Here is a 25,696-nt window from a genome sequence, read left to right on the forward strand (position 1 = left end):
ATCTTTAAAGCACTTTCAAGATGGACGATTGAATTTTTTTAACATTATTTTTGATCTACTACTGTAGAGATTGTTTGTGTTAACATGATGAATATTCTCTTGATGACGGAGGGGTCCTAGTTGAATATTCTGTCACTAGCTCGTAAGTGGTTTGGTCGACTTCGCTTTAAAAGCAAGGTTATAACGGTATTTCTTCCGCTAATTATTGTTTCTCTGCTTACTCTTGGACTGTTGTCCAACCAGCTTTTCAGCCGTTCTTTGATAGACCGAACCACCAGCAACGTGGTCGATGAGTCTCAGCTTATCTTGTCTCGGACCGATTACATATTCAGCAGTGTGGAAACAGCGGCCAATATTATGGTGACGAATATTAACCGGATGTATGATTCATACGGTGCCAAACCTGGTACTGCGATGGAGTCTATTCAGTTTGGAAACTTGATGCAGAGCCGCCTATCCATTGATTTGTCAATCTTTCGTGAGGTGGATGCCGCTGTATTCATTGATAATGAAGGAACAATTTTCGCCTCTTATACCGAAAGCGGGGATGATCGCAAGATCTATAGCATGCTTAAGCGGGTAAGGGAATCCGAAAGTTATGGACAGGCACTCTGGTTTGATATGGAGAAGAGGGATTTCCTAACACCAGATCCGAACTCTCCGGTTTTGACGTTGGGGAAGACGGTCATTAATATAGACACGGGCGAACCCTATGGAACCCTTTTTTTGTTAGTGAAGGAAGAAGGTTTGTCCGATTACTTCCGTTCCAGCGATCCGGATGCGCCCAAATCTTATTATTTTTTAGATAACGGAATGCGCGTGGCGGTGGCAGAAGACAATGAGATGCTGATGAATCCGGTGAATCCACAGCTAGGTGAGGCCATCCAACGTTGTGCGCCTAATGCATCCCAAGGAACGTGCTCATTCAAGTATGAGGGTAACCTGGTAACGGTCACTGATTATAACCGGATGGAGTGGAAGTTGGTCAATATCGTATCTCTTAGCCTGCTTACGGCTGATGTCCGGCAAAATGTTAGATTGTCGCTCTTAATCGGCGTATTGTGCCTTGTTTTTTCCTGGCTGGGCGCTAGCTTTCTATCCAAAATGGTCGTTAGCCCACTCGAACAACTGACTAGGGCCATGCGAAAAGTAGTAACTGGTGACTTGCAAGCGGTTACGACAGTCCGCACAGAGGATGAGATCGGTACGATTGCTGAAGCGTTTAACTTTATGGTAAGACGAGTTCGGGAGCTGCTGGATGAGGTAAGGCAGGAACAGAACCGTAAGCGTGAATATGAGCTCGCACTGATAAGCGCCCAAATTAAACCGCATTTTCTGTACAACACTTTGGATACCATTTATGCACTCAATGAGTTAGATCGTAATGATGAGGCTAGAGATACTACAAAAGCGCTGGCAGATTTTTATCGAATGGTGCTGAACAAGGGACGGGAATTAATTACTTTAGAAAAGGAAGCTCAGATTACTGATGATTACCTGACGATTTTGCAAATCCGTTATCCCGATGTGTTTCGCTATGAAGTGGATATCCCTCCCGAGCTTGCAGGTACACCTATCCCGAAGCTCTCGCTTCAGCCGCTTGTCGAGAATTCGATTTACCATGGTCTTAAGAAGAAAGGAACAAAAGGTTTTATCCGTATTTTTGCCTTTAAACAGGGCGATATGGTGATCGTTCGGGTGGAGGACAACGGTGTGGGGATGGATGAATTCCAAGTTCAGACTATTATGTCCAGACATTTACCGAAAGAAGGAATACGATCAATCGGTACCTACAGTGTTCAGCAACGACTGAGTCTGTATTTTGGCGAGGAGTATGGGATATCCGTTCAAAGTATTCTCGCGGAGGGAACAACTGTTGACCTGTCGTTGCCGATGCTGCCAAAGGGGAGTGAACACCAAGATGTATAAAGTGATGATTGTCGATGATGAGCCGCTGTTCCGAGACTTTCTGCGTATAAAGATAGATTGGGAAAGTCATGGCTTTCGGGTTTGCTGCGAAGCAAGGAACGGACAGGAAGCACTTCAAGAAGCCGAGCGGCATCAGCCGCATCTCGCCCTCGTAGATATCAATATGCCCTTCATTGATGGAATTGAATTAGCCGAGAGGTTGAAAGTCAAGTTCGAACGCATCGTTATTGTATTCATATCTGGACATAACGAATTTGAATACCTACAGAAGGCGGTTCGAACCGGAGTGCAGGATTATTTGTTGAAGCCGTTCAATGCAGAAGAAATGCTCTCGATGTTGGAACGTATTAAGCCGAAACTACCGGTGTTTCTGCAGGAGAGCGAAAGTACCGAGTGGGGTCATGGTAGCGAAGCGTTGCACGGCAGAGCAAGTATGCCTGATTTGGGCCATCTGCGTGATGCAGTCGTGCTAGACCTTCGATTGAAAGACAGTGAAACGTTAGAGGAAGTCCGTAAGGCAATCCAGCAGCTTAGTATATATAAGTGGGGGGATGAATACGCGGACGCGATGCTTATGGGAATCGTATCTCTAGCACTTTCCTTTGCAAGTGAACGCGGCATTCCTTATGATCGGCTATGGGATGAAGGTTTGAACAAGTCTCCTTACGACCGGCTCCGGGAGTTAGATTCCTGGGAGGCTGCTGAAGGATGGATGCTCGCTTTGTACCGCAGGCTGATCCAATTGATGGAGAATATGCACTCTACGAAGGCTTCCAATCTTTTTGCTGCGGCGATCACCTATATCGAGGAGCATTATGCAGACACAGAGTTGTCTGCTGAGCAGGTTTCGTGCGGGGTTTTCGTCGATCCCAGCTATCTGCGGCGCGTCTTCCGCAAGGAGTCCGGCTTCTCCATAGTGGATCATATTACACATATTCGGATGAAGAAGGCTAAGGAGCTCTTACTGAACAGAAATCGGAAGTTGGCGGAAATCGCTGAAAGTGTTGGATACAGTGACCCCAATTATTTCAGCAAATGCTTCAAGAAACGCTTTGGCATGACACCGACTGAATATGAGCAACTCCAAAAAAGGTAGCTCTTGTCCTGCGAGGCAGAACAACATCGATTTAAGCCTGGCGGTTTTCCTATATGGAGAACCGCTGCTCTATTTGTCCCGTTTTTTACTGATTATGCCCGTTTTATTCCTTAATCAAGAAAAGAAGCGGGAGTATACTGTAGTTATGAAAATGAAAGCGCAAACATAAAACACACTGCATAAGGGGGATTAAACAAATGAAAAAAACTTACAGAAGTTGGGGTGCAGCTTTGCTAGTGCTCACCATGTCTATTGGATTGGTCGCTTGTGGTGGAGATAAATCAGCTTCCTCCCAGGGCGGGACGGGAGACACAAAGATCAAATTGAAGGTATATGCGCAGCATTTTGACGCCGATACCACCAAGCCGTTCGATTATGCGGTGGAAGAACTCAAAAAGGACATGCCAAACGTTGAGATTGAACTGGATCCTGCCGTTCAGGACGGATACCAGAAGCTGAAGACTTATGCAGCGACAGGAAACATGCCGGACATTTATTTCACGGATTGGCCAACTCTGCAAACTTTAGCAAAATCGAAAAATGTCGAGGTGCTGGACAACTATGAGACAACGGCTAAATTCAAGGAGAATCTTAATCCGGGTGTTGAATCTCGTTTAGTAGCTCCAGATAATCATGTGTATGCTTATCCGGATACAGGCATTGAATTCCAGCTTATCTATTACAACAAGTCGATTTTTGAGAAGGCGGGGATCGAAACGCCGATTAAGACGATTGATCAGATGGGCGAAGCAGCTAAAAAGTTGAAAGCTGCAGGTTATGTGCCCATGTCGATCTTTGCCAAGGAAAAGTGGATTACGACTGCTTTTTATAATGGGCTGGTCACAAGAGAGCAGCCGCAAGGATTCGGAGCACTTGATCAGAAAGGTGTAAAAGCATTGCCAGAAGCGTTTGTAACGGCAGCACAGCAGATGAAGCAATTGCAGGAAGCCGGATTGTTCGACGCAAATGCCACGAACACCAATTATGATCAGGCATCGTCCCTGTTCTATCAGGGAAAGGCTGCCATGTTTGTGAACGGACAATGGGAAATTTACAGTTCACAGGAAAAGCTGGGCGACCAGGTCGACTGGATGTACTGGCCAGCAAAGGATGAAGCAACCTACGAGAAGTCCAAATATTTTATCGACGGTGCAGGTTCGCCACAGGGTTACGCAGTATCGTCGAGTAGCGAGAACAAGGAAACTGCCGTAAAGGTAGCAGCATTCCTTGCGACAAAGTCAGCCGAGTACAAATATACCCAACTCGGAAGTCCTATCGTTTCGCCGAAAGTGGATAAGCAAATCGCCTCCAATGTTCCAGCAATGATGCAGCGAGTCGCCAAAGAGTTGCTGCCAAACGCCAAGGAATATGCTCAGCTTCTGAGCAATACCAAAATTCAGAACACAATCAATGACAATACCCAGAATCTGATGGTGGACAACTTTTTGGTAGAGGGTTTTGTGAACAATCTGAACAGTACATTGGAGAAAGAAAACTGAGGAGAAAGAAAACTGATAATCCAGGGACAAGCAACCTCTGGCGACATAAGTCGCTGGAGGGAGCCGTCCCGAAAATAAGGGGTGGAAGCAACACATGAATAAATATTTGGGGAACAAACCGGCGCTGGCACTGTTTCTGCTCCCTGCTTTGATCCTGTACAGTGTGATCCTGATTTATCCTGTTCTGCAGACCGTTCTTCGTAGCTTTTATGAGTGGGATGGCCTTAGTACGCCGATCTTTTCGGGATTGAGTAATTACCGGGAGCTCTTTTCCGATCCTTTACTTTCCACTTCGCTTAAGAACGGATTGATATTCGCAATTGTACTGGTGGTCTTTCAGATTGGACTGGGAACGCTATTGGCGCTGATTTGTGCAGACCCGCGTACACGCGGGCGGAAAATACTGAAAACGGCTTATTTTATTCCGGTTGTTCTGTCGGTAACTGTGGTGTGCCAGCTGTGGATCGCCATTTACGACCCGACCAACGGACTGATCAACCGGCTGTTCGATCTTTTGAATATCTCGTATCAGCAAAATTGGCTGAGCTCCCCGACAGAATCAATTATTGCCATCGCCTTTGTTAATGCCTGGCAGTTTATGGGGTATCAATTCGCGCTGCTATATGCAGGGGTTAAGTCAGTACCTGAGGACTACTTTGAAGCCGCCACGATTGACGGTTGCAGCAAATGGAGAGCGCATCTGCATGTTACACTTCCTCTGATGAGGGAAACGTACAAATTCTGCTTCATTATCGCGATTACCTCTGGGATAGGCGCCTTTGTGCAGATGCTGATTATGACCAACGGGGGACCTGGTACTACAAATTATACAATGACATTCATGATTTACCGCTATGCTTTTATGGAGAGCAACTATGGCTATGCGTGTGCTGTATCTGTGCTGCTTGTACTGATCTCGCTGCTGGCAACTTTAGTTATCAATAAGCTGTTCGATCGCGGACAAACCGCCTGATGAGGTGCGTATTGAAAAGGAGAACGAAATGAGTAAAACCGCTGTGAGCAAGTTCAGACAAGCTGTCCTGCAGATACCGCTGTGGTTGTATATGATTGTTTCGATTTATCCGTTGTTCTGGATGGTTTCCTACTCGTTGAAGAACAATGATGAGATCTTTGTTACCAACCCATTCGGACTACCAACGCATTTTCGTTACGAAAATTACATCAATGCTTGGACGCAATTTAATATTCCTCGTTACTTTCTGAACAGTCTGGTCGTATCAACGATTTCGACTCTGTTCATCCTTTTACTGGCACTGATGTTTGCCTTTGCAGTGGCTCGCATGAGATGGAGGTTTCGTTCTGCTGTCCGAACTTATATGATCATAGGAATGTTTATGCCGCTACAGGTTATTATGATACCGCTGGCGATTCTGGTTCGCGATTTTCATCTTACGAATACGTATGGAGCTCTTATTCTTCCCTATATCGCAATTGGCCTTCCTTTCTCGTCAATGATTTTCTATGGGTTCCTGACAGGAATTCCTAAGGAGATTGAAGAGGCGGCATGTATGGATGGAGCTAATATTTATAGACTGTTCCTGAAAATCATTATGCCGCTTGCAATGCCTGCAATTGCAACTGTAGCCATTTTTCAGTTCTTGAACAACTGGAATGAGTTCACTTTAGCCTATATTCTGATTTCTGATGAGAATATGAAGACCTTGCCGCTAGGCTTGCTTTTCTTCCAGGGCTCCTACAGCACGGATTGGGGGGCCATGGGAGCTGTTATGACTATCGCTTCCCTACCGATGGTACTAGTCTATCTGTTCTTGAGTGAACAAGTGGAACGGGCAATGACGGTGGGTTCCGCTGTAAAAGGATAGAAAGGATAAAATGCCCGGCTTGAGAATCAGAAAAAAGATTCTCTAGCCGGGCATTTTTGTTATGTACATACGCTAGTTTAATCTGACGATGGTTTGTGGCTAATCAGAAACCTTACAACAAAATAAAGGTTTTTGTAAGTTTCAACTGTTGTTCATTATGTAGAAGCTGTTATGCTGGTAAACAGCTAGGCAAGGAAAGAAGTGAGCAGATTTTGAAAGATCCAAAGCAAAGTTTCAATGAAACATTAAAAATTCCTAAAAGAACCATTATAACAGTCACCGTTATCGTTATTATAATTATATTGTTAATCACTCTGGTGCTCGGCACCATGCATATTATTCGGGATTCAATATACACCACCATGAAAACCTCCTAAATCTACAACCAAGGGGGTTAGATTGTTGTTATTGCTTGAACGATTGAATAAAGGCATTATATAGAGAAATCAGTTGTTAAAAATTCAAGCACTAAGAAGGTAAAAAACACGATGCAAAAGATATTAATAGTAGAGGATGATCCTCAAATCAGTTCCTTGCTCCAATCCTATCTTGAGAAATATGGTTATCAAGGGATTAACGTTTCAAATTTTGATCAAGTTCTGGCTATCTTTCAAGAGGTAAAGCCTGATTTGGTACTACTTGATGTGAATCTACCTCGCTTTGATGGATTTTATTGGTGCAGGCAAATACGGACTCAGTCTACATGTCCCATCCTTTTTGTGTCTGCACGCGATGATAAAATGGATCAGGTCATTGCTTTGCAAAACGGAGCAGATGATTACATTACGAAACCATTTTATCCCGAAGTACTGTTAGCCAAAGTAGAAAGCAATCTGCGACGTGCCTATGGCTCTTATGCTGTTGCCCCAAAATCACGTTCCTTAAAAGTGGCAGATTTGACGCTATATCCCGATATTATGGAACTTGTATTCCATGACAAGCAGGTAGAAATTAGCCAGAAGGAAGCAGCACTGCTAGAGCTATTGATGACGTATCCTAAGCAGGTTGTGGGTAGAGTTCATCTCTTAGAGGCTTTATGGGATGATCACCAATATGTGGGCGAAAACACACTGAATGTTTATGTCACTCGGGTCCGCAAAAAGCTGAGTGAGCTGGGACTAGGGGATATCATAGAGACGGTTAGAGGGGCTGGCTATCGGCTTCACTTGACTGAGGAGGAAGAACGGTGAAGCTTTTTTGGCGTGACCATTTTTCGCTGGTGATTTTTAATATCATTCAACTTTTTCTTGTGTTAAGTATCTATTGGATGGATGGTTACCGTAACTGGTCGACGGCCCTGTATTCCGTCTTTTTTGGGGCCTCCATATTGCTGGTTTATTTGCTCTTCCGGTATGTCATGTACTCTGGTTTATATCGCATATTATCCACTGCAAACATTAGAGATTTAGATGAGCTTATTCAGATGAAGGTACTTAATCCGTTAGCCTCTTCTTTGCAACATTTGCTTTTACAATATTATCGATTGTATCAGTCCCGAATTCATCAGTTAGAGCATCAGCAGCGCGATCATATTACGTTTATCAATCAGTGGGTTCACCAGATGAAAACTCCTCTTTCTGTTATTCATTTAATCCTTAAAGGAAAAATAGATCCCGAATCGGATCAGATACACGATGAGATTGATCGAATGGGAAAAGGACTGGACATGATTTTGTATATGTCACGATTGGAATCCTTTGAACCTGACTTTCATGTGGAGCCTGTTGTATTACGAAAACTGGTTAGTGATGTGATTTATGATAACAAAAGATTATTGATTCGCAACGAAATTTATCCTTCCAATGAAGTGGACGAGCAGTTGAGTGTGATTACCGATGCCAAGTGGCTAAGATTCATAATTAACCAATTGGTGACCAATGCGGTGAAATACTCTTCAGGTCATGCCCACAGTCTGAAACTAATGTCTGACGTAAGAGAGCATGTCATTGTGTTGGAAGTACAGGATGAGGGGATTGGTATCCCTAAAAAAGATGTAGAACGGGTATTTGAGGCTTATTATACAGGTGAAAATGGGCGGAAGTATCGTGAATCAACCGGGATGGGACTCTATTTGGTGTCTGAAATCTGCAAAAGACTGAATCATGATATTCAACTGAAATCGACAGTTGGTGAAGGGACAACGGTTCAAATCCTGTTTTCAATTCACAAATGAGAAACCTTACAACACATTTAAGGTTTTTGTAATGTTAATCGATCGCTTCACTTGTCTGGATGGATTATGATCATAACATAGAAAAAGGAAAGGAATGAATTATGGAGATTGTACGAATGGATCAAGTCACCAAAATATATTATGGCAAGGTTCCCTACCGAGCCCTTAACAACATCCATTTAACGATCAAACAAGGTGAGTTTGTTGGTATTATGGGGCCGTCTGGTAGTGGGAAGACCACATTATTAAACATGATTTCGACCATTGATATGCCGACTTCTGGCGAGGTTTGCATTAAAGGGGAAAATCTAAATCAGCTCAAGAAGGATAAGCTGGCTTTATTTCGTCGCAAAGAGCTGGGACTTGTATTTCAGGACTTTAATTTGCTGGAAACCCTCACTTTGGGAGAGAACATACTGTTTCCTCTGATGCTGAATAAAAAAGGATTAAAGGAAATGGAGCTTAAACTGGAAGAGGTAGCGAAGAAACTGGATATTTTTGATGTTTTGGATAAACGGCCTTATGAGGTGTCAGGGGGACAAAAGCAACGGGCAGCCATTGGTAGGGCTATTATTCACTCTCCTTCACTCCTGCTCGCAGATGAACCCACTGGAAATCTCGATTCCAAGTCTTCACGTGTTGTGATGGAAATGCTGGGACTTATCCACCGTGTAGATTATTCCACAATCGTGCTGGTAACACACGGTGCAATGGAAGCCAGTTATTGTGATCGGGTAATTTTTATAAAAGATGGTGAGTTATATAATGAAATCCACCGTAGTCATAGTCAGCAAATATTTTTTCAGGAAATCATAGATATGCTCTCCTTTTTGGGGGGAAGTAGACATGCACATGAGCTTTCGTCTGTTAGCATGGAATAATCTCAAACGCAATGTACGTGCTTATGTACCTTATTATTTAAGCAGCTCATTGATGATTTCGATTTTTTTCGTATATGCGATATTTATTTTTCACCCGGATGTCTCAAATGCAATCACAGCAGCTAATGTAAAAAAAGGATTACAAGTTGCTGATCTGTTGATTTTTGTATTTTCCTTTTTTTTCGTATTATACACAAACCATATCTTTGTTACTGCACGTAAGAAAGAATTGGGTATACTGACCATTTTAGGGACACATCACAGACAAATTTATTTTTTGGTGGCATATGAAAATCTAATTATAGGTTTTTTATCATTGATTACCGGGATTATCGGAGGATTTGTTTCAGCGAAATTCTTTCTGCTTTTGGGCTCCAATGTCATAGGAATGTATTTAACGTTTTATTTTCCTTGGAAAGCACTGGCTTTCACAGGAATTGGCTTTATGTTTTTGTTTATATTGATCTCACTTGTGTCTGTTTTCTTCATACGCCATTTTAAATTACAGCAGCTTTTTAACAAGGTTCCACAGCTCAAAAAGGAATTAAAAGCTTCATGGAGTCTTTCCTTTCTTGCAATAGCGTTAATAGGAGCGGCTGTATATTTAATGAAGCTTGATTTTCCACCATACATTTATCTGGCACCGTATCGTTTAGGGACTCTTTCTTTTTATATATTGCACTATTCGGTTGGAGACACATTTAAATACACAATTGTAATGGGGTTTATTGGTACTTACTTATTTTATACTCAATTATGTGTACTATTCATTCAACTGCTTAGAGCTAACAGGAAATGGTCTTGGAGCGGAACACGTTTGTTATGGTTATCTGAGATCACATACAAAATTAGGAATAATGCTGGGTTATTTTCATTGATTACCTTAATTTCTATCATTTCCTGTGTAGGAGCAGCGTCAACTTTTGACTCCATGCAGCAGCAAAAAAGATTTCTAAGGGAGCAATCTTATTCATTTGCACTTTCTTCTGATGTTGTAAGTTCTATAGAGCTTGAAAAAGAGATTGACCAAAATCTTTATACGGCTGGGGTGGATTATTCGAAAAGTGAAATACTGATCTTTCCCTTTCGTGAACAGTTCGCACCTGTGATGAAACAATCCAACTATGAAGCTCTTACTTCCAGGTTTAAGGAACTAAAACAGACAGCCGCACTTCGGGATCATCAAGGCTTTTTCATTTTTGATTCTAATGGAATGTCTTTAGAAGAACAGAAAACCTTTTTTGAAAAAAAGCTAACTTACAATCAAGAAAAATCTCAGATTATGAATATTCAGATTATGGATACTCAGAAGATAGACCACAGCACAAAGTTTGTTGAAAACATCATCTCTGAACTAGGAAGGTTACTTGTTGTTTCAGATCGAACTTACGACCATTTAGTTGAACAACGGTACTTCAATGTTCCATTAGCATACAAATCTGTTTATTATTTTGTGCCAAAATGGAAGAATGGTCAACTTTCATTAGAAACTTCTGAAACTCAACAGGAGATATGGTTGTATTCCGTGTTGGCCAACAAGGTGAACAAAGGGGTACTTAACTCTAGAGCAGTGGATTATTTGACATCGGAGATGGACCTGAATATTAGTGAATTTATTGGCGGATTTATCGCCATTATTATGTTGGCAAGCACTGTAAGTCTGTTGTATTTCAGATTGTATGTAGATCTTCAACGGGATGAGGAAATATACCGAGCTTTATCGAAAATCGGATTAAACTCAAGGGAAATGAGACGAGCTGCATCCAGACAAATTGCTTTCCTATTTCTTCTGCCATTAGTCGTATCATCCGTAGGAGTAGTGCTTTGTTTATTTATGTCAGAACCATCTGGAATAAATGTAGCACCCTTTCATCTTACGCTTATTCAGATTATGCTTTGCTTTTGGGCAATCCAATTCTTTTCCTTTCTTATTGTACGTTTCCTGTACCTTCGTCAATTGGATTTAAAGATGCTGTAAAGAGCGATAAGCCGTGTGTGAAAGAATAGCAGGAGGGCAGGATTATACCTCCCTTCTGGAATCTGCACGGATGATAGAAGATGCAGTTCTCAATTCATGACATCCTTGATGGAGAGTTGTGCAAAGAAATTGTAATGAAGAGGAAGAATCAAAATTCATATAACAACGTATTTATTAGACTTAATGAAACTTAGAAAGAGGGGGGTTCTATGAAAAAACGTATGTTCATTTTATTGTTGTTGGCCTTATCGGCCAGTTCATTTTCAGAGTCCTTTGTTCATGCAGAGCGGCAGCAGGTTTCCAATGCAAGTGTGAAAATAACACTGAGTCAAGCACAGCAATGGGCACGATCTAATAGCTTTAGCTTGAAGGAGGCTCAGCAAGCGATAGATCGTAACCGGATTAACCTAAAAAATGCAGGTAAGAATCTGGATTTCATCCCAGCAGGTGCGGGCAACGGTGAAGAGGACGCGGCTAGTAGTTCAGCCTGGAAAGGGTATGCCTCATCGACGGTTTCTTATTTGGAATCCAAAAAGCAAATCGAACTTGCCCAAGATCAGGCGGATTACTCTGCAATGAAGAATTATTATGACGTACTTCTAGCTGAAAACAAAGTAAAGAGCAGTGAGGATGCACTTTCGCTCGCACTACTGGGAGAAAAAGCTGCTGAAGCGAAGGCCAACCGTGGAAAAATTTCTCCAGGTGATCAAAGCACGATTATTCAGACTCGTATAGAGGCTCAAAAGAATGTAGACATTGCAAAGGCTGCACTGCAAAAAGCGATGGATTCACTAAATACGCAAATGGGCCAACCTCAAGGTACGGTGTATGAACTGGTGGATCGACCTGTTTACCGGAAGATGGATAACACGAATTTAGATACGCTTGTGACGCGTGCCATCTCGGCGAGTCCTTCGGTATGGAGACAGGAGGAGGCAGTCAAGCTAGCAAAAATGGAAATTAAATATTACACGTGGAACTCGGGAACTGACGATTATGAAATTAAACAGATTGATGTAGACTCAGCGGAAGGCGGATTGGAAAATACCAAGGATCAATTAGCAGAAACACTGAAGAATATGTACTTTAACTTACAGCAGAGTTATGAACAATACGAACAAATGCAAAGTAATCTACAGAACGCTAATAAGGTATTAGATATATCTCGTAGAAAAAAGGAACGGGGATTTGCTACAGGTACGGAGATTGCCACGAATCAGTTAAAAGTGAAGCAAATTGAACGGAATAAGGATGAACTAATTGTTCAAATGACGCTGCTGCAACATGCTTTAAACAAACCGTGGAGCGTATAGGTTTTAGAAAAAATACATTTTAAGGGGATGTAACATTGTCGGAAACAGAAAAGAAAGATTCATTGCAAGTGTTAAGAAGGAAAAAAAGATTGAGAGGGATCATAGGTATTCTTGTCTTGATCATTATAGCGGGAATTGGAAGTTTTGTTTATATGAAAAAGGGGCAGGAAAAGCCCGTGGAGAGTCCTGCGAACCAGATTGTACAGGTACAGAAAACAAACATGACGGATTCGCTTAAAGTGACTGGGACCGTTCAGGCTTCCAAGGAAGTAAATATTAATTTTACAAATGTCGAGGGTGCCAAGCTCATCGCTGTCAATATCAAAGCAGGAGATAGTGTCAAAGCAGGTCAGGTTCTAGCACGATTAGATGATTCGGATGCCAGGCTGCAAATTAAGGATGCCGAATCCAATGTCGCGATTGCAAGGGCCAAGCTGGAGGAAGCCAAGCGCGGACCCAAAACCAATGATATCGAACTCCAGAAAACCAATGTCTTAAAGGCACAAATGGCGATTAAAACAGCCAAGAACGATATGGAGTTAGAGGAAGCCGCTGCACAAAAGGTGGCAGTCAAGGTGACTTTGGATAAGGCCCAGAAGGATTATGATGACCAGGCTTATCTGGTTCAGAATGATGCGGCAGCAGAAAGTGACCTGGCGACAGCCAAGCAAAATCTGGATAAGGCAAAACTGGATATGAGCAATGCGGAGCTGCAGTACAAGAAGGCACAGACCAAACAGACTGAGGCAATTGAGGAGGCAGAAATGGGCTTTAAAACAGCTTTAATACAATTAAAGGCTGCACAGTCCCCGCCTGAAGCTTCCAACATCCAATCTGCACAGGCTTCTTTACAGCAGGCTGAAACGGCATTAGAGCAGAAGAAAAGTGTCCTGAGCAAATTACAGGTTACGGCACCGTGGGACGGGATCATTTTGAAGGTCAACGGCGATGTGGGTACTAGTCCTACTGCACCTTTTATTGTAATGAATAACTCCAATACAGGCGTTATGAAGGTTCTTGCCAAGGTTAACGAAAGTGATATTGCTAAATTGAAGACCGGACTTCAGGCTACAATGCACTCGAATTCATTCCCGGACAAACAATTTAAAGGCGAAGTACGCTTCGTTTCTCCAGAGCCGGTGACGGAATCGAATGTGACTACATACAAAATTGAATTGTCTTTGGATAGCCAAAAAATAAGGCTGCAACCGGGGATGAACATGGATGTATCACTCCTCTTGGCTGAACGTAAAGACGCGCTGTCCGTTCCATTGTTTGCATTGAGATCCGAAGGTGGAGTGGACGGAGTATATGTAGCGAAGAACCCAGCAAACCCTGCAGATTATGAATTCAGACCTGTGAAGCTGGGTGTTTATACAGCGGATCAGGCCGAAATCAAGTCCGGTGTTAAGGAAGGCGAGACCATTATTATTCCGCCTCAGGACGGTGCTGGTTCGAATGGCAGTCAAGAGGGCCAGGACCCTGATGGGGGTCAGGCACAATGAACGAAGTCCAATTAAATAAAAACGTTATTGAAATTAAAGCATTAAAAAAAATATATGAGGTAGGCGGACAGGAGATTCAGGCTCTACGTGGTGTGAATTTATCTATTAGCGAAGGTGAGTTTGTTGCCATAATGGGTCCCTCTGGTTCGGGTAAGTCCACCATGATGAATGTCATTGGTTGCCTCGATCATCCTGATACCGGGAAGTATTATCTGGATGGGTATTCCATATTGGATGCTCGTGAGAACGAGCTTTCCGAGATTCGAAATCAGAAACTGGGTTTTGTGTTTCAAAAATTCTATCTACTTTCCCGAACTACAGCATTAGCAAATGTAGAGCTACCTATGATGTATGCAGGTATACCTGCCAAGGAACGCCGGGAACGAGCCGTGGAGGCGCTTCGAAGTGTAGGCCTTGCAGAACGGATGTACAACAAACCTAACGAGCTTTCTGGCGGTCAGCAGCAACGTGTCTCTATTGCGCGTGCGTTGGTGAATAATCCTGTTATTTTGCTGGCGGATGAGCCAACGGGGGCACTGGATACGAAGACGAGCGTCGAGATTATGGAGCTGTTTCAGGGTTTGAATGAGCAGGGGAAAACCATCGTCTTGGTTACTCATGAGCTGGAAATCGCTGAATATGCCAAGCGGTTGATCAGCTTTCGGGATGGAGATATTGAGCGTGATGAAAGCATTACCAATAGAAGAATTTCATCAAGGATGGCGAGCCTATGAATTTGATGGAAACGATCCGTGTATCAATTAATAGTTTAACGACCAATAAGCTGCGCTCTTTTTTAACGATTCTCGGTATTATTATCGGGGTGGCAGCGGTTATTGCCATTATGGCGATCGGAAACGGCTCTACAGCCCGCATAAAAGCAGAAATTAATAAATTAGGGAATAACGTATTGATGGTTGCTCCAGCTATGACAATGGTCGATGGTGAAATAGATTTGGACAACACGCCCTCGTTTACTTGGGCTGATGTCGAGGCGTTGGAACAAAAGAATTCTATAGATGCATTGATGCCAAATATATCGAGCAATTCAAAAGCTGCGTGGGGGCGATATAACTATAACGCTACTATTGTAGGGACTTCCACTTCATTCTATAAGGTCAAAAAGTTTTCCTTTGCTGAGGGCAGAACATTTACCAACGATGAGATGGATAAACGCATGAATGTCGCCATTCTTGAAAGCCAAGCGGTTCAACGTCTTTTTGGTGGAGATACCCAAAATGTATTGGGACGAACGTTTCAAATTAAACAGATTCCTTTCAAGGTGATCGGAGTATTGAATACTCAGCCAGTTACGAACTTAAGCTATAGTACTAATGAACAAATTTACATCCCTGCTACAACCATGATGAACCGTCTGGGTGAGAAAAACATTACGGGATTGGACGTGTCTGCCAAGTCACCAGCTTTGATGGATCAGGCTCGTCTAGACATATTGGAAAGCTTGCGTGTGACGCATCAGCTAAAACCCTCGGAACCGGATCAATTTCAAATTATGAGTCAGTCAGAGGCAGCAGGTGCAGCTTCCGGTGTAGATAATATCATGACCAGCTTACTGGGTGGTGTAGCCGCGATATCGCTCGTGGTAGGGGGAATCGGAATTATGAATATTATGATGGTTTCGGTTATAGAGCGTACAAGAGAAATCGGTATTCGGAAAGCCATTGGTGCCAAGCCGAGAGATATTATGATTCAATTCCTATCTGAAGCGGTCATCTTTGGTCTGTTAGGAGGTACAATCGGGGTTGTAACAGGCATAGGAGCGTCCAAAATAATCGAAGCAACGACACATATGACCATTGAATTTACGATCTCGCCTATTATATATTCGTTTCTTAGCTCTGCGGGCACAGGCATCCTATTTGGAGTATACCCGGCTTATAAAGCAGCAAGTTTAAAGCCTATAGATGCATTGAGATACGAATAATTTCAATTGGCACATGGTCGCAAAATGAAACGTAAACAGCTTCTAGATTTTTGGAGGAACATATACTATGGAAAAAAGCTATACGCATAATAGAACCAGAGCTCATCGGATGAAGAGAAATAGAAGAAGACTACTGTTTATTATTATCATTTGTATTGTTCTAATTATTTTAAAACTCTTTGATATCTTTAGTAGTAAACAACAGCCGGTATTAAATAACGAATCCAAAGGGAGCGAATCACCTCTAAAAAATGTTTCGGGTGTTGAAGATGCAGCATTTGTTGAAAAATACTTGAATCAGCAAATGCAAGGACATCGGCCTGAGGGGATAGACGGTAAAAAAGTAGTCTATTTATCTTTTGATGATGGCCCATCGGTCACCGTAACGCCTAAGATATTGGATGTTCTTAAAGAAGAAAATGTGAAAGCAACGTTTTTTGTGGTAGGAAAGGCAGTAGAAGAAAATGAAGTGGCTAAAAAAATAACAAAAAGAGTAGTTAAAGAAGGACATGCTATCGGAAATCATACCTACTCACATGACTACAGTTATTTATATCCTAATCAAACTGTGAATTCGAGCATTTTTATGAAGGATATTGAAAAAACAAATCAAGTTTTAAAGCAAATATTGGGGCAGAATTTTTCCACAAGAGTAATTCGTTTTCCAGGCGGCCATATGACATGGCAGAGAAATGATCCCGAGGGTATGGAAGTGCTGGACAAAGCTCTACAGGCTAAGGATTATCATCAGATTGACTGGAATGTGTTACCTAAAGATGCAGAAGGTGCACCTAAGAATGCTGAACAATTAATTCGCGAATTCATAAGGAACATGGGGACTAGAGAAAAAGCAGTGGTACTCATGCATGACACTTATGGGAAAGAAGAAACTGCCAAAGCCTTGCCTGAAATCATAACATATTTAAAAAAGCAGGGATATGAATTTAAGACTATAAAGTGACTTACCGATTCCAATCAAAACAGAAGGGACAAGCAGTAATATGGATATTAAAGATGTGGAGGATCTATATTTATCTTGCAAATCAGATCTCTTTGGCTATCTATTAAGGATATTGCATAACAAACAGGATGCCGAAGATTTGTTGCATGAGTGCTTTATTCGGTTTATAAGAGCTTCACCTGACTTGCCTCAAGATCGTATTCGGTTTTACCTTTTGAGAATTGCCAAAAATTTAGCTATAGATTTAATCAGAAAACGAAAAAAGATGGATGAATACAACTTACGCAAGGAACTGCTTTATTATCACTGGGATATCCTCGATTTTGAAATTCAGGAGGAGGTCAATCGAATTCTTTTGATGGCAAGTAATACTGAGCAAAGGACGGTACTTGAATTGCGTTTAGTCCGAGGATACTCCATAAAAGAAACGGCTAGAATCTTAAACAAGAGTGAAAATTCAGTAAAGTCTTCGCTGCACAGAGCTTCAAAACGCATTAAATTAAGATATATTTCCTGAACTGATTTGGACGACAGCAGACAATCTTTTATTCAGCAAATCGAAAGTACTAAATCTAAGAAAAAGAATAATTTCCGAAAGAGGAGTAGACATAGAGTCTGCTCCTCTTTCGTTCGATACAGAGATAAAGCAATAAGATCGATATTTTCCACCATAATAGATAATAAATATCCCCTTTTTTTGGATTGTTTCTATTTATAATGAAAACGCACCCATAACAATCAAAGGAGCTGATTTGTTTTGACACGTAACAAACGCTTAAGAAGATTGTCCACCGCCATGTTAACGGTGCCTATGCTCACGATGTTCGCTTCAGGTGCAATGGCAGAGCAGGAAATGAACGGACATAAGCCTCCGGTTTCTACTGGAAGCGGCGTATTTTATGAAATTTATATCAATTCTTTTTATGATTCGAATGGAGACGGACACGGTGATTTGAAAGGAATCACACAAAAACTTGATTACTTAAACGATGGCAAACCCCATTCGGGTAAGGATTTGCAGGTCAGCGGCCTCTGGCTTATGCCCCTTAATCCATCTCCAAGCTACCATAAATATGATGTAACTGATTACTATCAGGTGGACCCGCAGTATGGGAGTCTAAATGATTTCCGCACCTTGATGAAAGAAGCGGACCGAAAGGGCGTCAAGGTGATCATGGACCTTGTTATCAATCATTCGAGCAGCGAGCACCCATGGTTTAAGGAGGCCAGTGCCAACCCACAAAGCAAATACCACGACTATTACGTATGGGCGGATGAGAACACAGATCTGGAAGAAAAGGGCTCGTGGGGTCAGCAGGTATGGCATAAGAACCCGAATGGCGAAGGGTATTTCTACAGTACATTCTGGTCGGGCATGCCGGATCTGAACTTTGACAATCCCGAAGTCCGCAAAGAAATGATCAAAGTCGGCAAGTATTGGCTGCAGCAGGGTGCAGACGGGTTCCGGCTTGACGCGGCGATGCATATTTTTAGAGGACAGACGAAGGATGGTGCGGATAAGAACATCGCATGGTGGAATGAATTCCGTTCTGAGATGGAGAAGGTAAATCCAAATGTATATCTGGCAGGAGAGGTATGGGACAAACCGGAGACCATAGCTCCTTATTACGGACCGCTCCATTCCCTGTTTAATTTTGACCTGGGTGGAACGATTTTGAACTCCGTGAAAAACGGCCGAGATCAGGGTATCGCGGCATTCGCCGAGAAAACGCTGCAACTGTACAAATCGTATAATAAGGCGGCACTCGATGCTCCGTTCCTGAGCAACCATGACCAGACCCGTGTCATGAGCGAAGTGGGCGGAGATGTGCGAAAAGCCAAGCTGGCTGCTTCCATTCTTTTGACGCTTCCGGGTCAGCCGTTCCTCTATTATGGGGAAGAAATCGGCATGAAGGGAGAGAAGCCTGATGAGTATCTTCGTGAGCCTATGCGCTGGTACAAGGGAGATGGCCCTGGTCAAACGACGTGGGAGAAACCCAAATACAACACAGGCGAGGTATCAGTGGAAGCGCAGCTGAGGGACGATGATTCCCTGCTGGAAAGCTATCGCACACTCATCCGTCTGAGGGAAGAACATGAAGCTTTACGCAGCGACAGTCTGCAACCTATACAAGCAGGTTCTGCCAGCGTGACCGCATTTAAACGTACTTCAGGCAAAGAAACACTATATGTATATCATAACCTGTCTGGAGAGCCGGTTACCCTGCAGATGAAAGATTTCGATAAGGGTAAATGGAAAGTGGTCTTCTCCACCTCAAAGAATGTAAAGGTGAAGAAAGGAACAGTTACAATTCCGGCTTACAGTTCTCTAATTACCGAAGAAGACAGAAAGAGCTGAATATACGGCAAAATTACTGTTCAGATGAAGCAGGATATATATCGATGAATCCAGTTTGGGGTGTTAACAGCACCCCATTTTTCTATATAAGTTTTGCTGCATACGAATAGAGGATTTAAAACCGTCAGGAGATCAGTTAAATGTCAAAAAGACAGTTTTTACGACGATTGTGTGTTGAACCGGGAAAATTACTCGTTTCAACTAGACCACTTCGATGTAAAGCACGCCCCTTAGAGTACACACAGGGAAGGATAAATGCATTCTCCAGTGTATATTCCAAGGGGCATTATTTAATACCCTCAATCATAGTAAAGATTGGACGATTCCATATGATTATAAAGGGGGTATGCCTTCCGGTACATTTCGGCTCTTGCTCTTAGCAAGCAACTGCTCATCAAACGGCAGATTCTCTCTGATCGCCCACAGGTCGTCATAGCTGAGAATCCAGCGATCGGCTCTAGACAGATCCTGCCGGCCGGAGCCGGGGTTGTGGAAGCCGATGCAGTGCATTCCTGCACTTTTGGCTGCCTGGACCCCGTTCTGTGAATCTTCAATAACGATGCAATGGGCCGGTGCAATGCCTAGCTGTTCGGCGGCGTATAAGAAGATGTCCGGTGCTGGCTTACCCTGCAATACCTCTTCACCGGTGATTCGAATGTCGAAGTAACGGCCAAGTCCTGTCTTTTCCATAATGAGATCAATTAGCGCCCGTGGAGAGGAAGAGGCTACCGCGACCGGAATCCCCTTCTCTTGCAGCCAGTCTAGCCACCGTTCCAGTCCGTCGATCGCCAAAAGGCCCTCGTGTGCAATCATCGTCTGCATCACGTTTTTTCGGTGATAGGACAGGGCCTCTTCCACCGTATTGGTGAGCTGATGTCTGTCCAGTACCTGACGCCACATAGATTCGAGTGTCACTCCAACATAGGTATGGTGCTCTTCTTCCGTCATGGACGCACCGAAATGGGCAAAGGAATTACGCTCGATCTCAAAATAAATCGGTTCGCTGTCTACTAGGACCCCGTCCATGTCGAAGATGACTGCCTTGACCGGAACGGACGCTGATGGGCCTCCCAAGCATTCATTATTTGGCTGCGCATCATGATGAATGGTTGTCATGTCCATTCTCCTCCTTGTTCGTATCTGGATTAGTTACCGGAGCCGTTCGATTGCAGCACAACCTTGATTGCCTGTGAAGAAGGCTGAAGGGTCCGCTCGTTGATATTGCATCCGAGGGTCAGAAAAGCCTCACGGTAATCTTCCAGCGGATAGGAGTGGGTAATGATTTTTTTGGCGGGAACGATCTGCTGCTCAATCAGGTAATGAGCCGTGGAGAACGTTCCTAGGGAATCAATCGAGCCGATGATTTTAAGGCTACGGTCAACTACCTCTTTCGGATTGAACGTGCTTGTCCCATCTCTCAGCCCCACCAGCATCAGATATCCGCCGCTTGTAAGCTGGGACAGTACCTGTGTACCGACCACGCCTGTGGTATCCACAATCATGTCTACCTGATTTTTTAACGGTGCCAGCTCATGAATGGCTGATTCCAGTGTGGCGTGCACGGACCACCGATCAGGGGCCACGGAATCCGCTATGGCGAGCCGTTCCTCCGAGATGTCAACGAGGCAGCCTGTGACACCTTTGGAAGCAAGAGCATAACTGTACAGAATTCCAATTGGGCCTGCACCAAGAATGATGGTTGTGAAGTTCGGCAGCAGGTGAATCTGGTTGATTCCGGTCAGCATACAGCTCAGCGGTTCGGTCAGTGTTGCTTCTTCGTAGCTGATATGATCCTTCAGCTTGTACAGAAAACGATCCTCCGTCACATAATAATCGGTGAACGTCCCGTCGGCGCTGACTCCGGTCTCGGTTACGGATTTATGTGTGCAATGATTCTGTCTTCCTGTCCGGCACATATCACATTGACCACAGTAGTACGTTGGATCAATCACGACCCGGTCCCCGGGCTGCATTGAACTGACGGCTGATCCTACAGCGATTACTTCCCCCGCTGATTCGTGGCCCAGGATAGTGGACGACACGGCATGATATTTGCCACTGATGATGCCTAAATCCGTACCGCATACGCCTGTCGCCCGGATCCGGACGAGTACATCGTTATCTTTTTTAATCTCCGGGACAGGTCTTTCCTCAAGTGCGACATCCCAAGCTGATTTGTATACCAGTGCAAGCATAAATAGTCCTCCTTTTGCCTGTTAGGCAGATGGTTAGTGTAGGGTGGTCAGAACAGTGTCAAGCCGCTTAACAATTTCGACAATCTCATCTTCCGTAGCCGTGAGGGAAGGTCTCACTTTGACCACATTGCCATAACCGTAACGGGAGCCTCTGAGAATTAGCTGCTGTTCGGCAAAAGCGCGGTCGATAATCGCATTGCTCTTAACTGCATCTGGGGCATTATCCTCGTCGACAATTTCCAGTCCCCACATCAATCCGACGCCGCGAGCCTCACCGATGATGCAATCGTGCTTGTCGGCCATCTCCGTCAGCAGGGTTCCGAGCAGGCTTCCTTTGGACCGAACGGCTTCCAGAAAACCGGGCTCAGATACAACCTCCAGCGTGGCTTTGGCTGCCGTAACCGAGATTAGATTGCTGCCTGAGGTGAAGGAGTGCTCGTGCTTCTCCAGGACATTAAGCCGAGACTGCATTAATACCGCTGCTACCGGTACACCAATGCCGCCGAGACCCTTGGCGAGAGTAATGATATCTGGCTGGATATCCAACAACTCACTTGCGAACATGTAGCCTGTCCGCCCAATCCCGGTCTGCACCTCATCAGCGATCAGGATCAGCCCATACTCGTTGCACAGCTGACGGAGCCGCTTAAAATATCCTGCAGGTGGGATGATATTGCCTCCGTTGCCCAAGATGGGTTCAATAATCATGCAGGCCACAGAGCCTGAGCTTGCATACTCAATGGCATCCGATATGGCTTCGACGCATTGATAACCACACTTGTCAGGCGAAGAATTAAACGGGCAGCGATAGCAGTAGGGAGCAGGTACATGCAGGGAATTTGCTGCAGCCGAGTTGGGAAATTTCCTCCGCCGGAAGGCGTTGCCGGATATGCCTGTTGCGAACTGGGTCTGCCCATGATGGGATAGATACAGGCTGATTATATCGAGCGCTCCGGTATATTTCTGGGCTAGCTTCACAGCGCATTCGTTCGCCGTGGAGCCGGTAATATCTCTCATCCATCCCGCGTCGATGCCGTTCGGCGTATACTGGATCAGATGATCCAGGACTTCCTCGACGTAAGGCTCGGTAAAGGATGAGGACATGTGGGCAAGATTGGCGACTTGTTCCTGTACTTTGGTGACGACATGAGGGTGATTATAACCGAGCGATAGATTGAAGGTGCCAGACACGCCATCCAAATATTCCTTACCGGAATCGTCAATCAGAGTAATGCCTTTTCCGTATCTGAAGCGTTCTTTGGTTAAGGTATGCACGATGTTTCCCTCCATATCAGAATATACATTTTCATTAAGTACATCCTTAAAAAGTGTACTGCCCTGTTACAACATAACGCGGTGGGCCTCACCTCCCCCAAGAATAAAGAATCTCATCCTTCCTTGCCCTGATGGACAAGGGAGTCAACTACCCGTCTGCTCCTGCCATTCCACAGATGCGAGAGAATGACTGCCAGCAGTAAAATTAGGCTGAAAGCCGCCAAAATCCAAAGGGTAGTCGTCACCGACCATTCGCTCATGCTCCAGCCTGTTACATATTGAAGAACTGCTCCGCCAATTCCGCCTGACGCAATCAGAATGCTGGTCGTTCTCTCGGTCATTCCCGGAATCAGCAGGTTCGCATAGACGAGGGCAATACAGAAGAGACCGGACATGAATAACCCTGCACCAAAAATCAGAAGGTATGTAGCCCACTGACTGGATACAAACGCCATTGCAACCAGAAAGCAGAAAGTTCCGATTCCGCTCCACAGTAGGAAAGGAATATATCCTGCTGACTCAGCAATCTTCCCTGAGAACATGCGGCCGATGATCATCGCAATCCAGAGTATGCTAACACCCAACGAGGCTACGGATTCCCGAATCTGCAGGGTCTCGATCAGAATAGAGGGCAGGAAGTTCATGAGCCCCAGTTCAAGCCCCATGTAAACAAAGAAGAATACAATGAATATTCCCAGTAACACACGGTGCTGTACCGAGTACCGGGCTTGTTCGACCGATCGCTCAGAGGTTTGGAGATCTGCTTGGATAAGGTGGGAAGAGGAGGAAGCAGGCATGGTAATCCAGAACAGTCCCAGAATAAACGTCAGAAGGGAGATGGTGTAGAAGGTCAGATACCACATTCCAAGCCAGATATACAGGCTTACCACTGCGGGAATGAGCAGTGCACCAAGTGCAAAATAGACATCCAGCTTGGACATGGCTACGGCTTTCTGCTCTTCGGTGAACTCAATCGTGAACGCTCCGATGGACGACTCAATGATGCCTGAGCCGAAGCCAACCCAGATGGTCATCACGATAACCCAGGTCCATGAGGGGAGTACACCCAAGAAGGCATACCCTGCCACGATACTAACCAGAGCAATGGACAGCATAGACTTGCGACCGATGTGTAGAGCCATGAAGGGGGAGAACAGAACGCCGACAAGAAATCCGAAAAACTGAAGGAACAACAATAATCCGCCATCGCTGTACCCCCGTCCATAGTAAGGCAGTAGAACCGGCAGTAATGCTCCAAGCACCACACTAGTAATGCCGATTAGCAGATAGAAAGCACAACTTAAAGCGAATAGTCTCTTCAAGGTCCGTCCCTCCATAAGTCTATATTTTTTATATGGATTCTGTTGCTTTACTAGATTATACCTTTTTATTGGAAATGTATATATCTATTTATATAAAAAATGTAAAAATAATCGTACGACAATTTTACACGTATTTGCTTAATCTAGTTAAGGCGAAACTTGGTTATCTGAAGAAACTGCAAGCGGAAGGGAGAAATAAGATCAGCCCAAATTGTTTTCGGGCGCCAAACCGCTCATAATTGAGGCATAACTTTGTGTTTGCAAAATTAGGTTAGTAAGGATACCTAACAGTGGTTTTACTTAATACAACTATGATTGATAGGGTAGGAAAAAGAATGTTAAACGCTTACAATTCAAAAGGAAGAGGGAATTTTATTCAAAAGTTGAGAAGGAGAAAAATGAAGAGGAGAAGAAGGAATGCAGTGCAGCATAATTATCAATAGTCATGTGTACGGCTTTTTTGAACTTTACAACAAAAGGAGTCTACCAAAATGAATTTTTATTTGGAAATCCCGGAGCTTGACCGACATTTTCCTTTCCGGAGCTTTATTAATAAAGGCGACGTGCTTTGCTATCCTCATTGGCATAAAGAAATTGAAATTATATATGTGACTCAGGGAACCTTGGATCTGGGAATTAACGATATTTCGATACGGATGAAACAAGGTGAAGTTCAGTTTATAAATGGGGGTGATGTTCATTATTTTTTGGCTTCTCCCGATAGCGAACGGGTGGTTATTCAATTTGATCTGAGCTTTTTTCAAGAGGTTTCCACATTAAGTGATCAGAAACGCCCTCTTAGATATATATTTACGGAGATGGAGCAATCAAGCTGGAACTGGCCAGAAGAAACAGCAGCTAAAATGCTTCCTCTGATTCAAAGCATTTATGATGAGAACGTCAACCACCACGAAGGTCATGCTTATATGATCAAAGCCAAGCTGTTTGAGATGTTGACTCTTATTATGCGTGAAGTGCCGAGAAGCATGACGCCAAGGCTTCCTGAAATCTCTGAAAGAACCTTAACACAATCAAAGGACACCCTTTATAAACTGGAACGTATTTTTGAGTATGTGGAATGCCATTATCATGAAACCATCTCGCTGAAGAATGTCGCTGATTATATGGGTTTCAGTCCCTATTATTTCGCCAGACTGTTTAAGAAGAATACGGGGATGACCTTTGTAGCATTTTTGAATGATTACAGACTGAATAAGGCAAAATGGATTTTGTTGAATGAAAACAATCCGATCACTGAGGTCGCAGAGGCAGCAGGATTCAGTAGTGTAAAGACGTTTCATCATCTCTTTAAGGAAGCGACAGGAACATCACCATTGAAATACCGCAGGACAATATTCGGGAATAATACAGCAAGAAATGAGGAGGAAAGCTTTTCATGAGATTTGTATGATAGAGCTATC

Annotated in this window: 21 protein-coding genes; 17 read left to right on the forward strand and 4 right to left on the reverse strand. The window is 43.8% G+C overall.

Annotated features, from left to right (window positions below):
* Nucleotides 1-120 precede the first annotated feature (120 nt).
* The 16 genes from JOE49_RS17620 to JOE49_RS17695 all read left to right on the forward strand — a co-directional run bounded on the left by JOE49_RS17620 (nt 121) and on the right by JOE49_RS17695 (nt 19,483).
* Entirely contained in the window at nt 121-1,929 is a 1,809-nt protein-coding gene (locus tag JOE49_RS17620) for a cache domain-containing sensor histidine kinase (protein WP_209942169.1), read from the forward strand.
* On the forward strand, nt 1,922-3,025 hold the full coding sequence (locus JOE49_RS17625) for a response regulator transcription factor (RefSeq protein WP_028541314.1): 1,104 nt from the start codon (nt 1,922-1,924) through the stop codon (nt 3,023-3,025). The genes JOE49_RS17620 and JOE49_RS17625 overlap by 8 nt, the downstream gene beginning before the upstream one ends.
* A 197-nt stretch (nt 3,026-3,222) precedes the next feature.
* Nucleotides 3,223-4,524 (forward strand): ABC transporter substrate-binding protein, encoded by a 1,302-nt coding sequence (locus JOE49_RS17630; RefSeq protein ID WP_209942171.1) that lies wholly within the window; start codon nt 3,223-3,225, stop codon nt 4,522-4,524.
* Nucleotides 4,525-4,618: 94 nt separating this feature from the next.
* Nucleotides 4,619-5,497 carry a carbohydrate ABC transporter permease gene (locus tag JOE49_RS17635; RefSeq protein WP_209942173.1) on the forward strand — a complete coding sequence of 293 codons (879 nt, stop codon included), beginning with the start codon at nt 4,619-4,621 and terminating at the stop codon, nt 5,495-5,497.
* A gap of 28 nt (nt 5,498-5,525) precedes the next feature.
* A complete protein-coding gene (locus JOE49_RS17640; protein WP_209942175.1) occupies nt 5,526-6,368 on the forward strand; it encodes a carbohydrate ABC transporter permease in 843 nt (280 codons plus the stop codon).
* 488 nt (nt 6,369-6,856) lie between these two features.
* Nucleotides 6,857-7,558 carry a response regulator transcription factor gene (locus JOE49_RS17645; protein WP_076160469.1) on the forward strand — a complete coding sequence of 234 codons (702 nt, stop codon included), beginning with the start codon at nt 6,857-6,859 and terminating at the stop codon, nt 7,556-7,558.
* On the forward strand, nt 7,555-8,541 hold the full coding sequence (locus tag JOE49_RS17650; RefSeq protein WP_023988572.1) for a sensor histidine kinase: 987 nt from the start codon (nt 7,555-7,557) through the stop codon (nt 8,539-8,541). The genes JOE49_RS17645 and JOE49_RS17650 overlap by 4 nt, the downstream gene beginning before the upstream one ends.
* 101 nt (nt 8,542-8,642) lie before the next feature.
* Entirely contained in the window at nt 8,643-9,422 is a 780-nt protein-coding gene (locus JOE49_RS17655; protein ID WP_023988573.1) for an ABC transporter ATP-binding protein, read from the forward strand.
* Nucleotides 9,388-11,400, forward strand: a complete 2,013-nt coding sequence (locus tag JOE49_RS17660; protein ID WP_053325423.1) for an ABC transporter permease — start codon at nt 9,388-9,390, stop codon at nt 11,398-11,400. The genes JOE49_RS17655 and JOE49_RS17660 overlap by 35 nt, the downstream gene beginning before the upstream one ends.
* Before the next feature lie 209 nt (nt 11,401-11,609).
* Nucleotides 11,610-12,713, forward strand: a complete 1,104-nt coding sequence (locus JOE49_RS17665) for a TolC family protein (protein WP_209942177.1) — start codon at nt 11,610-11,612, stop codon at nt 12,711-12,713.
* A 35-nt stretch (nt 12,714-12,748) separates the two neighbouring features.
* Nucleotides 12,749-14,218 (forward strand): efflux RND transporter periplasmic adaptor subunit, encoded by a 1,470-nt coding sequence (locus tag JOE49_RS17670; protein ID WP_053325425.1) that lies wholly within the window; start codon nt 12,749-12,751, stop codon nt 14,216-14,218.
* Nucleotides 14,215-14,952: an ABC transporter ATP-binding protein gene (locus tag JOE49_RS17675; RefSeq protein ID WP_025723380.1), complete on the forward strand. Its 738-nt coding sequence runs from the start codon at nt 14,215-14,217 to the stop codon at nt 14,950-14,952. Before JOE49_RS17670 ends, JOE49_RS17675 begins: the two co-directional genes overlap by 4 nt.
* Complete coding sequence (locus JOE49_RS17680) at nt 14,949-16,163, forward strand: ABC transporter permease (RefSeq protein ID WP_028541307.1); 1,215 nt, start codon at nt 14,949-14,951, stop codon at nt 16,161-16,163. Before JOE49_RS17675 ends, JOE49_RS17680 begins: the two co-directional genes overlap by 4 nt.
* Before the next feature lie 67 nt (nt 16,164-16,230).
* Nucleotides 16,231-17,124, forward strand: a complete 894-nt coding sequence (locus JOE49_RS17685; protein ID WP_209942179.1) for a polysaccharide deacetylase family protein — start codon at nt 16,231-16,233, stop codon at nt 17,122-17,124.
* 40 nt (nt 17,125-17,164) lie between these two features.
* Nucleotides 17,165-17,641 (forward strand): RNA polymerase sigma factor, encoded by a 477-nt coding sequence (locus JOE49_RS17690; RefSeq protein ID WP_209942182.1) that lies wholly within the window; start codon nt 17,165-17,167, stop codon nt 17,639-17,641.
* Nucleotides 17,642-17,881: 240 nt separating this feature from the next.
* Complete coding sequence (locus JOE49_RS17695; protein ID WP_028541305.1) at nt 17,882-19,483, forward strand: alpha-amylase family glycosyl hydrolase; 1,602 nt, start codon at nt 17,882-17,884, stop codon at nt 19,481-19,483.
* A gap of 333 nt (nt 19,484-19,816) precedes the next feature.
* Here JOE49_RS17695 and JOE49_RS17700 read toward each other — a convergent pair whose 3' ends face one another.
* From JOE49_RS17700 to JOE49_RS17715, 4 genes are all read right to left on the reverse strand, one after another.
* Nucleotides 19,817-20,599, reverse strand: coding sequence for an HAD family hydrolase (locus JOE49_RS17700; protein ID WP_209942184.1), 783 nt, complete (start codon nt 20,597-20,599; stop codon nt 19,817-19,819).
* Between the two features lie 29 nt (nt 20,600-20,628).
* Nucleotides 20,629-21,678: a zinc-dependent alcohol dehydrogenase gene (locus tag JOE49_RS17705; RefSeq protein ID WP_071558755.1), complete on the reverse strand. Its 1,050-nt coding sequence runs from the start codon at nt 21,676-21,678 to the stop codon at nt 20,629-20,631.
* A 33-nt stretch (nt 21,679-21,711) separates the two neighbouring features.
* Complete coding sequence (locus JOE49_RS17710) at nt 21,712-22,953, reverse strand: aspartate aminotransferase family protein (protein ID WP_023988584.1); 1,242 nt, start codon at nt 22,951-22,953, stop codon at nt 21,712-21,714.
* 113 nt (nt 22,954-23,066) lie between these two features.
* Nucleotides 23,067-24,275, reverse strand: a complete 1,209-nt coding sequence (locus JOE49_RS17715; protein ID WP_028541303.1) for an MFS transporter — start codon at nt 24,273-24,275, stop codon at nt 23,067-23,069.
* Between the two features lie 491 nt (nt 24,276-24,766).
* Here JOE49_RS17715 and JOE49_RS17720 point away from each other — a divergent pair, with 491 nt between their 5' ends.
* Complete coding sequence (locus tag JOE49_RS17720) at nt 24,767-25,675, forward strand: AraC family transcriptional regulator (protein ID WP_209942186.1); 909 nt, start codon at nt 24,767-24,769, stop codon at nt 25,673-25,675.
* Nucleotides 25,676-25,696 lie beyond the last annotated feature (21 nt).

The organism is Paenibacillus sp. PvR133, assembly GCF_017833155.1.
In the GTDB taxonomy this organism is placed as follows: domain Bacteria; phylum Bacillota; class Bacilli; order Paenibacillales; family Paenibacillaceae; genus Paenibacillus; species Paenibacillus polymyxa_B.